Origin of the sequence: Aliamphritea spongicola, from assembly GCF_017051665.1 — a bacterium.
In the GTDB taxonomy this organism is placed as follows: domain Bacteria; phylum Pseudomonadota; class Gammaproteobacteria; order Pseudomonadales; family Balneatricaceae; genus Amphritea; species Amphritea spongicola.
This window is the reverse complement of record NZ_JAFIDL010000002.1, coordinates 120,694-134,163: the sequence shown is the minus strand read 5'-3', so window position 1 is coordinate 134,163 and position 13,470 is coordinate 120,694. Positions and strand designations below refer to the sequence as shown.

The following is a 13,470-nucleotide window of genomic DNA, read 5'->3' as shown; positions in this document are numbered from 1 at the left end:
CTGTGGCAAAAATCTTAACCATCACTAACCAGAAAGGTGGTGTGGGTAAAACCACCACCTGCGTGAATCTGGCGGCGTCACTGGCGGCGACCAAGAAACGGGTACTGATGGTAGACATGGACCCGCAGGGCAATGCCACCATGGGCAGTGGGGTGGATAAACACCACCTGAAAAGCTCCGTTTATGAACTGCTCACCGGTGAAGTTGAAATTCAGGATGCCATCATCAAACAGTCACCGGCCGGTTATGACCTGGTCGGGGCGAACGGCGATCTGACCGCCGCCGAAGTGGAACTGCTGCAGATGCCACGGCGGGAATTCCGCATGAAGATGGCGCTGGAAAAAGTCCGCGATGATTACGATTTCGTGCTGATCGACAATCCGCCCTCCCTGAACCTGTTAACCGTGAATGCCCTGGCGGCATCCAGCGGTGTGATTATCCCAATGCAGTGCGAGTATTATGCGCTGGAAGGGATCAGTGCGCTGATCGGTACGGTGAAGAAAATTAACAGCCGCCTGAATCCGGCGCTGAAAATTGAAGGCATTTTGCGTACCATGTTTGACCCGCGGATGAGCCTGACCAAAGACGTGTCGAATCATCTGGTGGAATATTTTGGCGATCAGGTTTACCGCACCGTTATTCCGCGGAACGTCCGGCTGGCAGAAGCCCCCAGCCACGGCTTACCGGCCATTTTGTACGATAAAAGCTCCCGGGGGGCGGTCGCCTATCTGGCGCTTGCCGGTGAACTGATCCGTAAAACCGCCCAGGAACAGAAATTAGCGCAGGCTGCGCAGCAGGAAGATTGATCAATGGTAACGAAAAAACGGGGTTTAGGCCGGGGTCTTGACGCATTACTGTCAACGGCAACTGAGCAGGGTCCTGCGGCTGATGAAGCCGTGACAGAAGCTGGCGGCAGCGCTGACAGCAATCAGGATGGCTATAAACTCATGGCGGTTGATCAGATCCAGCGGGGCAAGTATCAGCCACGCCGTGATCTGGAACCCCAGGCACTGGAAGAACTGGCCAACTCTATCAAGGCTCAGGGCGTGATGCAGCCGATCGTGATCCGCCCGGTATCAGAAAGCCTGTATGAAATCATTGCCGGTGAACGCCGCTGGCGTGCCAGCCAGATGGCCGGCTTAAGTGAAGTACCGGTGATTATCCGTGATGTGCCGGATGAAGCGGCCATTGCCATGGCACTGATTGAAAACATCCAGCGGGAAAACCTCAATTCCATGGAAGAGGCGATCGCACTGGACCGCCTGAAAACCGAATTTGATCTCACCCAGCAGGAAGTGGCTGATGCAGTGGGTAAATCCCGTACTGCAGTAACCAACCTGTTACGTCTGATGAACCTGTCTGAAGACGTTAAGCGGATGCTGGAGTACGGCGATCTGGAAATGGGTCATGCCCGCGCTCTGCTCGGTCTGGAAGGCGAAGAGCAGATCAGTGCTGCCAAGGATGTGGTGGGTAAAACCCTGTCTGTCCGTCAGACTGAAGATCTGGTACGCCGGCTGCAGCAGAAGAAAGATGAGCCACCAAAGCCGGTGGTTAAGCCAAACCCTCAGATTGAACAGTTTGCCAAATCCCTTACCAGTCATTTCGACACCAAAGTAGCGATTAAGCAGACTGCGGAAGGCAAGGGAAAAATCACCATCGATTTTGATTCACCGGAAATGCTTGAAGCGCTGATCGGTAAAATGCAGTAATGATTGCTGCTATAGATTATAAAAGGCCGTTTTAAATGGCCTTTTTTTATACCTGTAAATATGTATTTCTAATGCCTGTTTTTAGATTATCTTAGTTTTGGTTTTCCTGATCGCAAAATAACCAGTGGTCAGAAAAGTGTCGAAAAAATACTGGTAAATAATCTGTCCGGATAATCCATACCCTGTCTGGGGTAGACGGAAATAATTCAAATCCCTACAAACGTCGAAAAGCCCGTAACTTGTGTTGATGCGGCTGGCTTAAGTCCCTATAATGCGCAGGCTGTTCGAAGCTGTAGATTGGTGCATAGGCCTCGAAGCAGGGGAAAGAGGGTGACAAACTGACATGAAAAAGAAACCAGCAAAACTGGGCGTTCATGGCCGTGCTACCTTCGAAGAGTTCCGTAAAACCCTCCTGATTCAAGTCGTTTGCACTGTATTAATTGCTCTTATTTCATGTACTTACAGTATTGTTGCGGGGTATTCAGCACTACTGGGAGGGGCGATTTATCTGCTGCCAAATACCTGGGCTGCCTGGAAGTTACTGACGGCACCGGAGCAACAAAATGCCGGTACTGTTGTGCGCCAGGCATACGTAAGTCAAATATGGAAAATGGCGATGACAACAGTTGGGTTCGCGCTGGTGTTCGTCAAAATTCAGGAATTGAATCCATTTTCCATATTTAGCACTTACATCGGGTTGCACCTGGTTGGTCTGTACATCCGGTTGCGGCTGAATAAAAGATTTCAAAAACTTTAACAAGAGAGATAATAATGGCTAGCGGCGAACTAACTTCCACAGCCTATATTACCCACCACCTCACCAACCTGACTTTCGGTAAACACCCGGAAAACGGTTGGGGTTTTGCGCACGGTGGCCAGGAAGCAGCAGAAATGGGCTTCTGGGCTATCCACGTAGATACCATGCTGTGGTCTGTGGGTTTAGGTTTATTCTTCATCTGGTTATTCCGCAAAGTTGCTGTTGCAGCAACCTCTGGAGTACCGGGCAGTCTGCAAAACTTCATCGAAACAATCATTGAATTTGTTGATGACAATGTTAACAGCATCTTCCATCACAAAAATGCACTGATTGCGCCACTTTCTCTGACTATTTTCGTCTGGATTTTCCTGATGAACCTGATGGATCTGGTGCCGGTGGACTGGGTGCCGTATGCATTCCAGCAGATGGGCGTTGAATACATGAAAATCGTACCGACTACCGACGTGAATGCCACTCTGGGCATGGCGTTTGCGGTATTTGGTCTGATTATTTATTACAGCATTAAGGTTAAAGGTCTGGGCGGCTTCTTCGGTGAGCTGGCATTCCAGCCGCTGGGTAAGTGGATGCTGCCGTTCAACCTGTTCCTGGAGATTGTTGGTCTGCTGGCTAAGCCAATCTCTCTGGCACTGCGACTGTTCGGTAACATGTACGCCGGTGAAATGATCTTTATCCTGATCGCGCTGATGCCGTTCTGGGCACAATGGCTTCTGTCCGTGCCATGGGCGATCTTCCACATTCTGGTTATTACGCTGCAGGCGTTCATCTTCATGGTTCTGACAATTGTCTACCTTGCCATGTCGCATGATCATCACTAATGCGTAGCTACTGAATAAATTATTTTCATTAACTTTAAAACTTAAAACTTAATATTGGAGAAATCTGATGGAACAATCTTTGGTGTATCTGGCTGCTGCTCTGATGATGGGTCTGTCTGCTATCGGTGCTGCTGTTGGTATCGGTCTGCTGGGCGGTAAATTCTTGGAAGGTGCTGCACGTCAGCCTGAACTGGTTCCTCTGCTGCGTTCTCAGTTCTTCATCGTAATGGGTCTGGTTGACGCTGTACCTATGATCGGTGTTGGTCTGGGCATGTACCTGCTGTTCGCTGTATAAAACTAGTATAAGTAGTTTTTGAACGTCCTTAGGGACATCTACTTTTAATTAGTTAGAAACTGCGAGGAGTAATGGCGTGAATATCAATCTAACCATCATTGGTCAGATCATTGCATTTGCCTTCTTCGTTGTATTTTGTATGAAATACGTCTGGCCGCCGATTACCGGCGCGCTGGCTGAACGTAAGAAGAAAATTGCGGAAGGTCTGGACGCTGCTGACCGTGCTCAGCGCGATCTGGAACTGGCTCAGGAAAAAGCCATTTCCGATATGCGTAAGAGCAAAGAAGAAGCAGCCGCCATCATTGAACAGGCTAATAAGCGGGCTGGCCAGATTGTTGATGAAGCTAAAGATAAGGCACGTGACGAGGCGGACCGCCTGATCACTGCTGCTCAGGCTGAAATCGAACAGGAAGCTAACCGTGCTAAAGAAGCTCTGCGTGCTCAGGTAGCAGCTCTGGCTGTTGCAGGTGCGGAGAAAATTCTGGAAGCATCTGTTGACGAAAGCGCACACGCACAGCTTGTTGAAAAACTGGCTGCTGAGCTTTAAGCGAGGTTTATGATGGCTGAATTAAATACAGTCGCTCGACCTTATACCAAAGCCGCTTTCGAGCATGCGCTGGATAAGAATACGCTAGATCAGTGGTCTGAAATGCTGGCAACAACTGCCGCCGTTTCCCAGGACCCTGTAATGCAGCTGGTGCTGGGTAACCCGGCACAAACCAGCGAACAGAAAGCTGAAGCAATGATTGACGTTTGCCAGGAGCAAATGACTGCTGAGACAAAAAATTTCATTTTTTTGCTGGCAGAAAATCAGCGTTTAGCTTTGTTACCAGAGATCTCGGCGCAGTTTGAGCAGTTGAAAGCAAGTCAGCAGAAATCTGTTGATATTAATGTAACGACTGCCTTTGATCTGGGCGAGCAGCAGCAACAAAAATTAACTCAGGCGCTTAGCACTAAGCTGGGCTGCGAAGTGAGTCTTACTTCCGAAGTAGATAAATCTATTATCGGCGGTGTAATCGTTCGGACCGAAGATCTGGTTATCGACGGCTCTGTTCGTGCCCGACTGGCTAAGCTGGCCGAAGCCCTGTCCGCCTGAGTGTGAGGATTAAACATGCAGCAACTGAATCCATCTGAGATCAGCGAGATTCTGAAGGGCCGCATCGAGAAACTTGATGTCTCTTCTGAAGCCCGTAATGAAGGTACTATCGTCAGCGTTTCTGACGGTATCATCCTGATTCACGGTCTGGCTGACGTAATGTACGGGGAAATGATTGAATTCCCTGGCGGTGTCTACGGCATGGCGCTTAACCTTGAGCGTGATTCTGTAGGTGCTGTAGTACTGGGTGACTACCAGGACCTGGTTGAAGGTATGACCGCGCGTTGTACTGGCCGTATCCTGGAAGTACCTGTAGGTCCGGAACTGCAGGGTCGTGTAGTAGACGCCCTGGGTAACCCGATCGACGGTAAAGGCCCAATTGAAACTTCACTGACCGACGCGGTTGAAAAGGTTGCACCTGGTGTAATCGACCGTCAGTCAGTAGATCAGCCTGTACAGACTGGTCTGAAATCTATCGACGCCATGGTGCCAATCGGTCGTGGTCAGCGTGAGCTGATCATCGGTGACCGTCAGATTGGTAAATCTGCTATCGCGATCGATGCAATCATTAACCAGAAAGGCACTGGCGTTAAGTGTATCTACGTTGCCGTAGGTCAGAAGCAGTCTACGATTGCTAACGTTGTGCGTAAGCTGGAAGAGCACGGCGCGATGGAACATACCATCGTAGTAGCAGCCGGTGCAGCAGATCCTGCAGCGATGCAGTTCCTGGCACCATATGCTGGTTGTGCAATGGGCGAATACTACCGTGACCGCGGTGAAGACGCTCTGATCGTATACGATGATCTGACCAAGCAGGCATGGGCCTACCGTCAGATCTCCCTGTTGCTGCGCCGTCCGCCGGGCCGTGAAGCATACCCGGGTGACGTATTCTACCTTCACTCTCGTCTGCTGGAACGTGCTGCGCGCGTTAACGCTGACTACGTTGAGAAGTTCACTGACGGCGAAGTTAAGGGCCAGACCGGTTCCCTGACTGCACTGCCAATCATTGAAACTCAGGGTGGTGACGTATCTGCATTCGTACCAACCAACGTAATCTCCATTACCGATGGTCAGATCTTCCTTGAGACCGATCTGTACAACTCCGGTATCCGTCCTGCGATTAACGCCGGTCTGTCTGTATCCCGTGTAGGTGGTGCTGCTCAGACTAAGATCGTTAAGAAGCTGGGTGGTGGTGTACGTTTGGCACTGGCTCAGTACCGTGAACTGGCAGCATTCGCACAGTTCGCATCTGACCTGGACGAAGCAACCCGTGCTCAGTTAGAGCATGGTCAGCGTGTAACCGAGCTGATGAAGCAGAAGCAGTACTCTCCAATGTCCGTAGCTGACATGGGTCTGAGTCTGTTCGCTGCCAACGAAGGCTTCCTGAACGACGTTGAGCTGAACAAGATCCTCGACTTCGAAGCTGCACTGATCTCTTACTTCAACAGCGAATACGCTGACATGATGGCTAAGATCAACGACAGCGGCGATTACAACGACGAGATCGCAGCTCAGTTCAAGGCTGGCATCGACAAGTTCAAATCTACCCAAACTTGGTAAGACTCGATGAGAAGGCCTGTATCACGACTTGTACAGGCCTTTACTAAGTAAGGTTTAAGAGGTGGAACTATGGCAGTCGGAAAAGAGATAAAGACGCAGATAGGCAGTATTCAGAGCACGCGTAAGATCACCAGCGCCATGGAAATGGTTGCTGCATCTAAAATGCGTAAAGCTCAGGACCGCATGCAGGAAAGCCGTCCTTACGCCCGTAGTATCCGTGGCGTAATTCAGCACCTGGCGAAGTCCAACCCTGAATACAAGCATCTGTATCTGCAACAGCGCGAAGTGAAGCGTGTCGGTTTCATTATTGTGGCAACCGACCGTGGCCTTTGTGGTGGCTTGAACGTTAACGCGTTTAAAGCAGCGATCGCCAAAATGAAAGAGTTCAGCGAACAGAATGTCCAGGTAGACATCTGTGCGGTTGGCTCTAAGGCGATAAGCTTCTTCAAATCATTCGGCGGCAATGTAACTGCAGCGAAAAGTGGCCTGGGCGACGCGCCTGAAATGGCTGATCTGATCGGTGCGGTTAAAGTAATGCTGGATGCTTATGACGAAGGTGCGCTGGACCAACTGTTCGTGGTATCTAACGAATTCGTTAACACCATGACACAGAAGCCACAAGTTGAGCAGCTTCTGCCGCTGAAAGCGGAAGATGATGATGACCGTCTTAACCATCACTGGGATTACATCTACGAACCGGATGCAAAAGAGCTGTTGAACGGCTTACTGGTTCGTTACATTGAATCTTTGGTGTACCAGGCGGTGGTTGAGAACAATGCCTGTGAACAGGCAGCCCGTATGCTGGCGATGAAGAACGCAACTGACAACGCCGGCAACCTGATTGATGAGCTTCAGATGGTATACAACAAAGCTCGTCAGGCCGCGATTACTCAGGAAATTTCTGAGATCGTAAGTGGTGCTGCAGCTGTATAAAGCTAGTTAACAGGTTTAAACGTTAAGAGGATCCGAACATGAGTAGCGGACGTATTGTTCAGATCATCGGCGCGGTAGTCGACGTGGAATTCCCACGTGACAACGTACCGAAGGTCTATGATGCACTGACCGTTGAGAGCAAAGGTCTGACACTGGAAGTACAGCAGCAGCTGGGTGACGGTGTTGTACGTGCAATCGCTATGGGTCAGACCGAAGGTGTAAGCCGTGGTCTGGAAGTAGCAAACACTGGTGCGCCAGTTTCTGTACCTGTTGGTACAGCAACTCTGGGCCGTATCATGGATGTATTGGGTAACCCAATCGATGAGTGTGGTGAAATCGGCGAAGAAGAGCGTATGCCTATTCACCGTTCTGCACCATCTTATGCCGATCAGTCAGCGTCTAACGAGCTGCTGGAAACCGGTATTAAGGTAATCGACCTGGTTTGTCCGTTCGCCAAGGGTGGTAAAGTTGGTCTGTTCGGTGGTGCCGGTGTAGGTAAAACCGTAAACATGATGGAACTGATCCGTAACATCGCGATTGAGCACTCCGGTTTCTCAGTATTCGCAGGTGTTGGTGAGCGTACCCGTGAAGGTAACGACTTCTACTACGAGATGAAAGAATCCAACGTACTGGATAAAGTATCTCTGGTATACGGTCAGATGAATGAGCCACCGGGTAACCGTCTGCGTGTAGCGCTGACTGGCCTGACAATGGCTGAAAAATTCCGTGACGAAGGCCGTGACGTACTGTTGTTCGTAGACAACATCTACCGTTACACCCTGGCAGGTACCGAAGTATCTGCACTGCTGGGTCGTATGCCTTCTGCAGTAGGTTACCAGCCTACACTGGCGGAAGAGATGGGTGTACTGCAGGAGCGTATTACCTCCACGAAGACCGGTTCTATCACATCTATCCAGGCGGTATACGTACCGGCGGATGACTTGACTGACCCGTCTCCGGCAACAACCTTCTCCCACCTTGATGCGACTGTAGTACTGTCCCGTCAGATCGCCGAGCTGGGTATCTACCCTGCGGTAGATCCACTGGATTCTACTTCCCGTCAGCTGGACCCGCTGGTAATCGGTCAGGAACACTACGACGTAGCGCGTAATGTTCAGGGCGTACTGCAGCGTTATAAAGAGCTGAAAGACATCATCGCCATCCTGGGTATGGACGAGCTGTCTGAAGAAGATAAGCAGACTGTAAGCCGTGCACGTAAGATCCAGCGCTTCCTGTCTCAGCCATTCTTCGTAGCTGAAGTATTCACCGGTGCACCTGGTAAGTATGTCTCTCTGAAAGATACTATCAGCGGCTTCCAGGGTATCCTGAACGGTGACTATGATGAACTGCCTGAACAGGCGTTCTACATGGTAGGTTCTATTGACGAAGTGGTTGCTAAAGCTAAGAACATGTAATTGTTCGCAGGGCCGGCGTAAACCGGCCCTGAGCTGAAACCTTAGAGGAAAGAAACATGGCTATGACTGTTCATTGCGACATCGTAAGTGCTGAAGAAGAGATCTTCTCCGGTCTTATTGAATTCGTATCAGTGACAGGTAGCCTGGGTGATCTGGGTATCTATCCGGGTCACGCTCCGCTTCTGTCGGAACTGAAACCAGGTCCTGTAGAGCTTAGAAAGCAGGGTGGTGAGCAGGAGATCTTTTACGTTTCCGGCGGTTTTCTGGAAGTTCAGCCTCACAAAGTCTCTGTCCTGGCGGACACAGCACTGCGTGCCGGCGATCTGAATGAAGCTGCTGCAATGGAAGTGAAAAAGCATGCCGAACAAGCAATGGCCGATCAGAGCAGCGAGCTGGATTACTCCCGCGCAACTGCTCAGCTGGCTGAAGCTGTGGCGCAACTGCGTACCGTTCAGCAGATTCGTACAAAGTTAGGTAAGTAATCTAACTACTACGTTCTGTATTAGAAAAAGCGCTTCTCTGAAAAGAGCGGCGCTTTTTTTGTGCCTGGGATTTGTAAAGAGAATGTCTTGAAGCAGTGCTTTACGATTACCCAAGTTGGGTTTTTATAGGGATTGTCTGGTATATTGCTGTGATTCCAAAAGCACAGCAAATGAGATAACGGGTAAATAATGGCTTCCTGGCTCGAACGGATTTTTGCGGCATTGATTCCACTGATATGCCTGCTGGTGTATCTGGCATTGCCGTACTATGCCATTCTGATTCCCCTGACCAGTTACTTTATTGCAAAACAGTACGGCAGTGACTTTGTAGCGGACTACGCACTGAAGTTCTTTGATGTGTTGGTGAGTGCGTTAATTATTATCAGCCTGGTCGCATTGCTGGAATTTGCGCTGGTGATCGCAACCGGTGATGGTCAGCTGCCGCTACCGGCGATCAGCGTCGGTTCCCTGACCATGATTACCGGAATGCTGGCCTTACTCTACAGCTTTGTGATGAGCATTATCTTTATGCTGTTTCCCCTGATGGGCAGTGAACTGAAAATTCCTGTGTCTTTACGCGTTTTTGAAATTCTTCGGGGGCGCAGAAAGAACATCCCCAGTACCATTCCGTAACCGTCCTGCAGTAGTAAGCATAGAAACAATCACTCTTAGTTAATTGGGCTGCTAAGTTGCAGCAACCTGCGCTTATGGCTATGGTTGATCCCAAGTAAACCCTCTTAGAATAATCGCCAAAGAAGTATTTCCCCATGCATGAACAAGTCCAGGACTATTATGGCAAGACCCTGCAGGGCTCTGCCGATCTGAAAACCGACGCCTGCTGTACACTGCAAGCGCCGCCACAACCGATTAAAGACATCCTCAAGAAGATCCATGATGAAGTCAGCAGCCACTACTACGGCTGTGGTCTGGTGGCCCCTGAGCAGCTTAAAGGCCTGCGGATTCTGGACCTTGGCAGCGGTTCCGGCCGTGACGCCTATACGCTGGCGGCATTAGTGGGTGAAAGCGGCTCTGTGGTCGGGGTGGATATGACCGATGAGCAGCTGGAAATTGCCAATCGTCATCTGGACTACCATGCCGAAGCCTTTGGTTATAAAGCCTCAAACGTTGAATTTAAAAAAGGCTATATCGAAAAGCTGGATGAACTGGGGCTGGAAGATAACAGCTTCGATCTGATCGTTTCCAACTGTGTGATTAATCTGTCGCCGGATAAAGAAGCGGTACTGAAGCAGGCCTACCGCTTATTGAAGCCGGGTGGAGAAATGTACTTCTCTGATGTTTATGCTGACCGTCGCGTGCCGCAGGAACTGGTCAATGATCCGGTGCTGTACGGTGAGTGCCTCAGTGGCGCACTGTACTGGAATGACTTCCAGAACCTGGCGAAACAGTGCGGTTTTGCAGATCCCCGTCTGGTAGAAGACCGTCCACTGGGTATCGACAATGCCGAAGTGGAAAAGCGCATTGGTCATATCGGTTTTTACTCCGCAACGTATCGCCTGTTTAAGATTGAAGGGCTGGAGCCTGCCTGTGAAGACTATGGTCAGGCGGTGATTTATAAGGGCACCATTGCTGATCAGGAACAGAACTATCTGCTGGATAAGCACCATCTGATTGCGGCGGGTAAGGTCTTTCCGGTGTGTGGCAATACCTACCGGATGCTGAATGAATCACGCTTGCAGCAGCACTTTGAATTTATCGGTACCTGGGATAACCACTACGGTATTTTTGAAGGTTGTGGCTCCAGCCTGCCTTACGATGAAGACACCGGCAGCGCACCGGCATCCGGCGGTGGTTGTTGCTGATTGCTGTTTCAGATAGCTGTTGTTGATATCAGTGGCGACAGGGACGTCGCCTGATCCACTAAATTAGCGGTAAGTTGCTCAGTTGCACTGGTTTTGGATGTGCTTCAGTCTGAATCTGACTATACTGCCTGCCCGCAATGACTGTACCCGCCAACCGCCGCGAGACAGACTAAGCTGACTGTAAACAGATGCTGCTCTGATCCCGGAGCCGCCATAATGTCCGGAATGTCCCATGAGTGAAGTTGATTACACCAATAACCCCCTGCACGGCGTGGGTCTGAACCAGTTACTGACTGAACTGGTTGAGCACTATGGCTTTGAGATTCTCTATGCTTATCTGAACATTAACTGCTTCAAAACGAACCCGAGCATTCAGTCCAGCGAGAAATTTCTCAAGAAAACCCAGTGGGCCCGGGAAAAGGTCGAGCTTTTCTACCTGTATAAATTTAAAAATCTGCCCCGGGTGTCTTCAGAACAGTTTTCAGTCACGCCCCGGGAACGGATTATTCCGGCCCATCAGAAACCGGGCCTTCCGGCAGAGCTGAGCCTGGAAGATGCTGAAATACAGCGGGAAAAGAGCGCCAAAAAGGCAGCGGAATTCAATAAGCCGAAACGGCCTGGTCAATCACGGCGTAAGTCTTTTGAAAAACGCCCTCAGAATACTGACCGGCCCCGGCGTAAGCCCGAATCTTCCGGCGGTACGGATGATGATCCCTGGGCCAAATGGCGTAAATAGAAGCGCGTAACTAATAGCGGCGCAAGTAAAAGCGTGTAAATAAGGCCTAGCGCCTCAGAAATGTTCGCTTTCCAGCTCCATCATGCTGCTTTCCCCGGCCATTATACTGGCAAACAGGCTGCTGTTCTGCGGCAACAGTTTTTGCATAAAGAACCGTGCGGTATGCAGCTTGGCGGTATAAAAACCGCTGTCATCATCCGGATGCTGCAATGCCTGTTCGGCCATCCGGCACCACATATATCCCAGCGCAACAAGCCCGAATAACCGCAGATAGTCACTGGCCACTGCCGCCGCTGCTTCGGGGCTTTTCAGGCCGGTCAGGGCGACTTGTTGGCTGGCTTTCTGCAACCGGCCGAAGGCTTTGCTTAACGGGCCGGTGAATTCTGCCAGTTCAGCATTGTTTTGCTGCTGTTCCAGATAATCCTGCACCGGGTGGAAGAAATGGCGCAGATAGCGGCCGGCTTTCTGTGGCATTTTCCGGCCAATCAGATCCAGCGCCTGAATACCGTTAGTACCTTCATAAATCTGGGCAATCCGGGTATCCCGAACCAGCTGTTCCATGCCGTTTTCCCGGATAAAGCCATGGCCACCCAGTACCTGCATTCCCAGATTTGTGCATTCAAATCCCAGGTCGGTAAACAGGGCTTTGACCACCGGGGTGGTGAGCTGGACGAATTCATCCGCATCCTGCCGGACAGTTTTGTCGCAGTGCTTGCGGGATATATCCAGCTGGATTGCCACCCACAGGCCGAATGCCCGGCAGCCTTCGGTGTACGCTTTCTGGGTGAGCAGCATGCGGCGCACATCCGGATGGACGATAATCGGATCTGCGGGTCTGTCCGGAGCTTTAACGCCGGAGAGGGCACGGCCCTGTAAGCGCTCACGGGCGTAATCCCGTGCCCCCTGATAACTGGCTTCCGCCAGTCCCAGCCCCTGAATACCCACCGCCAGCCGGGCCTGATTCATCATGGTAAACATGGCCCGCATGCCTTTATGCAGATCCCCGACCAGCCAGCCGGTGGCGTCGTCAAAGTTAATCTGGCAGGTGGATGAAGCCTTGATGCCCATCTTATGCTCAATGCCGCCACAGCCGACCTGATTGTCAGTGAGCGTGTCGCCGTCCGGGCATTTTTTCGGTACCAGAAACAGGCTGATGCCTTTAATGCCTTCCGGGGCATCCGGTGTGCGGGCCAGCACCAGATGAATAATGTTGTCGGTGAGGTCATGCTCACCGGCGGAGATAAAAATTTTGTTGCCGGTCAGCTTAAAAGAGCCGTCTTCCTGTGGCTGGGCTTTGGTGCGGCATAATCCCAGATCCGTCCCGCACTGCGGTTCGGTGAGGCACATGGTGCCTGACCAGCTGCCATCCGCCAGTTTTGGCAGGTAGATCTGTTTCAGGTCATCACTGGCATAACGGCTGATGGCAGAATAGGCACCGAAGCTCAGCCCCGGATAAATCCCGAATGACAGGTTCGCCGAGCAGATCATTTCTTCCAGCAGGGTATTGATGGTTTTGGGTAAGCCACTGCCGCCGAACTCCGGTTCGCAGGCCAGTGCTGTCCAGCCGCCTTCACAGAATTGCCGGTAAGCCGCTTTAAAACCTTCCGGGGTGGTTACCTGACCATTATTAAACTGGCAGCCCTGTTCATCGCCACTGTGGTTCAGGGGCTGAAGCACTTCGCCGGTCAGTTTACCGGCTTCTTCCAGAATGCTGTCGATCAGTTCCCGGTTCACTTCTTCGAAGCCTTCCAACTGGCTGAGTTGCAGCGCATCCAGCAGCTCGTAAAGCACAAACTGCATGTCACGGATCGGGGGCGTGTAAGTCAGCATA

General features: G+C 51.0%; 15 protein-coding genes. 14 read left to right on the top strand and 1 reads right to left on the bottom strand.

From position 1 onward, the window contains the following. Positions 1-2: 2 nt before the first annotated feature. The 14 genes from JYB63_RS07235 (at position 3) to JYB63_RS07170 (ending at position 11,639) form a co-directional block, all read left to right on the top strand. Positions 3-806: an AAA family ATPase gene (locus JYB63_RS07235; protein ID WP_205657176.1), complete on the top strand. Its 804-nt coding sequence runs from the start codon at positions 3-5 to the stop codon at positions 804-806. A gap of 3 nt (positions 807-809) precedes the next feature. Next, the gene (locus JYB63_RS07230; RefSeq protein ID WP_205657175.1) at positions 810-1,709 is read left to right on the top strand and encodes a ParB/RepB/Spo0J family partition protein; all 900 of its coding nucleotides are present in this window, start codon (positions 810-812) and stop codon (positions 1,707-1,709) included. 343 nt (positions 1,710-2,052) lie between these two features. Further along, positions 2,053-2,466 (top strand): ATP synthase subunit I, encoded by a 414-nt coding sequence (locus JYB63_RS07225; RefSeq protein WP_205657174.1) that lies wholly within the window; start codon positions 2,053-2,055, stop codon positions 2,464-2,466. 14 nt (positions 2,467-2,480) lie between these two features. Then, complete coding sequence (gene atpB / locus JYB63_RS07220) at positions 2,481-3,302, top strand: F0F1 ATP synthase subunit A (RefSeq protein WP_205657173.1); 822 nt, start codon at positions 2,481-2,483, stop codon at positions 3,300-3,302. Positions 3,303-3,369: 67 nt separating this feature from the next. Further along, the gene (gene atpE, locus JYB63_RS07215; protein ID WP_205657172.1) at positions 3,370-3,597 is read left to right on the top strand and encodes a F0F1 ATP synthase subunit C; all 228 of its coding nucleotides are present in this window, start codon (positions 3,370-3,372) and stop codon (positions 3,595-3,597) included. 76 nt (positions 3,598-3,673) lie between these two features. Next, positions 3,674-4,144 (top strand): F0F1 ATP synthase subunit B, encoded by a 471-nt coding sequence (locus JYB63_RS07210; RefSeq protein ID WP_205657171.1) that lies wholly within the window; start codon positions 3,674-3,676, stop codon positions 4,142-4,144. 12 nt (positions 4,145-4,156) lie between these two features. Next, on the top strand, positions 4,157-4,693 hold the full coding sequence (locus JYB63_RS07205; protein WP_205657730.1) for a F0F1 ATP synthase subunit delta: 537 nt from the start codon (positions 4,157-4,159) through the stop codon (positions 4,691-4,693). Between the two features lie 15 nt (positions 4,694-4,708). Continuing rightward, positions 4,709-6,253, top strand: a complete 1,545-nt coding sequence (gene atpA / locus JYB63_RS07200) for a F0F1 ATP synthase subunit alpha (RefSeq protein ID WP_205657170.1) — start codon at positions 4,709-4,711, stop codon at positions 6,251-6,253. A gap of 69 nt (positions 6,254-6,322) precedes the next feature. After that, positions 6,323-7,186 (top strand): F0F1 ATP synthase subunit gamma, encoded by an 864-nt coding sequence (atpG, locus tag JYB63_RS07195; protein ID WP_205657169.1) that lies wholly within the window; start codon positions 6,323-6,325, stop codon positions 7,184-7,186. A gap of 38 nt (positions 7,187-7,224) precedes the next feature. Continuing rightward, on the top strand, positions 7,225-8,601 hold the full coding sequence (gene atpD, locus JYB63_RS07190) for a F0F1 ATP synthase subunit beta (RefSeq protein WP_205657168.1): 1,377 nt from the start codon (positions 7,225-7,227) through the stop codon (positions 8,599-8,601). A gap of 56 nt (positions 8,602-8,657) precedes the next feature. Then, positions 8,658-9,083 carry a F0F1 ATP synthase subunit epsilon gene (locus JYB63_RS07185; RefSeq protein WP_205657167.1) on the top strand — a complete coding sequence of 142 codons (426 nt, stop codon included), beginning with the start codon at positions 8,658-8,660 and terminating at the stop codon, positions 9,081-9,083. Positions 9,084-9,272: 189 nt separating this feature from the next. Next, positions 9,273-9,716, top strand: coding sequence for a hypothetical protein (locus JYB63_RS07180; RefSeq protein WP_205657166.1), 444 nt, complete (start codon positions 9,273-9,275; stop codon positions 9,714-9,716). Between the two features lie 134 nt (positions 9,717-9,850). Further along, positions 9,851-10,903, top strand: a complete 1,053-nt coding sequence (locus JYB63_RS07175; protein ID WP_205657165.1) for a methyltransferase domain-containing protein — start codon at positions 9,851-9,853, stop codon at positions 10,901-10,903. A gap of 232 nt (positions 10,904-11,135) precedes the next feature. Further along, complete coding sequence (locus JYB63_RS07170; RefSeq protein ID WP_205657164.1) at positions 11,136-11,639, top strand: VF530 family protein; 504 nt, start codon at positions 11,136-11,138, stop codon at positions 11,637-11,639. 54 nt (positions 11,640-11,693) lie between these two features. Here JYB63_RS07170 and JYB63_RS07165 read toward each other — a convergent pair whose 3' ends face one another. After that, entirely contained in the window at positions 11,694-13,469 is a 1,776-nt protein-coding gene (locus JYB63_RS07165; protein ID WP_205657163.1) for an acyl-CoA dehydrogenase C-terminal domain-containing protein, read from the bottom strand. Between the last annotated feature and the right edge of the window lies 1 nt (position 13,470).

Bases quoted from the DNA above. Each gene is read 5' to 3' on its own strand.
- JYB63_RS07230 (WP_205657175.1), top strand. From the start codon at position 810: ATGGTAACGAAAAAACGGGGTTTAGGCCGGGGTCTTGACGCATTACTG.
- JYB63_RS07225 (WP_205657174.1), top strand. From the start codon at position 2,053: ATGAAAAAGAAACCAGCAAAACTGGGCGTTCATGGCCGTGCTACCTTC.
- atpB (WP_205657173.1), top strand. From the start codon at position 2,481: ATGGCTAGCGGCGAACTAACTTCCACAGCCTATATTACCCACCACCTC.
- atpE (WP_205657172.1), top strand. From the start codon at position 3,370: ATGGAACAATCTTTGGTGTATCTGGCTGCTGCTCTGATGATGGGTCTG.
- JYB63_RS07205 (WP_205657730.1), top strand. From the start codon at position 4,157: ATGGCTGAATTAAATACAGTCGCTCGACCTTATACCAAAGCCGCTTTC.
- atpA (WP_205657170.1), top strand. From the start codon at position 4,709: ATGCAGCAACTGAATCCATCTGAGATCAGCGAGATTCTGAAGGGCCGC.
- atpG (WP_205657169.1), top strand. From the start codon at position 6,323: ATGGCAGTCGGAAAAGAGATAAAGACGCAGATAGGCAGTATTCAGAGC.
- atpD (WP_205657168.1), top strand. From the start codon at position 7,225: ATGAGTAGCGGACGTATTGTTCAGATCATCGGCGCGGTAGTCGACGTG.
- JYB63_RS07185 (WP_205657167.1), top strand. From the start codon at position 8,658: ATGGCTATGACTGTTCATTGCGACATCGTAAGTGCTGAAGAAGAGATC.
- JYB63_RS07180 (WP_205657166.1), top strand. From the start codon at position 9,273: ATGGCTTCCTGGCTCGAACGGATTTTTGCGGCATTGATTCCACTGATA.
- JYB63_RS07175 (WP_205657165.1), top strand. From the start codon at position 9,851: ATGCATGAACAAGTCCAGGACTATTATGGCAAGACCCTGCAGGGCTCT.
- JYB63_RS07170 (WP_205657164.1), top strand. From the start codon at position 11,136: ATGAGTGAAGTTGATTACACCAATAACCCCCTGCACGGCGTGGGTCTG.
- JYB63_RS07165 (WP_205657163.1), bottom strand. From the start codon at position 13,469: ATGCTGACTTACACGCCCCCGATCCGTGACATGCAGTTTGTGCTTTAC.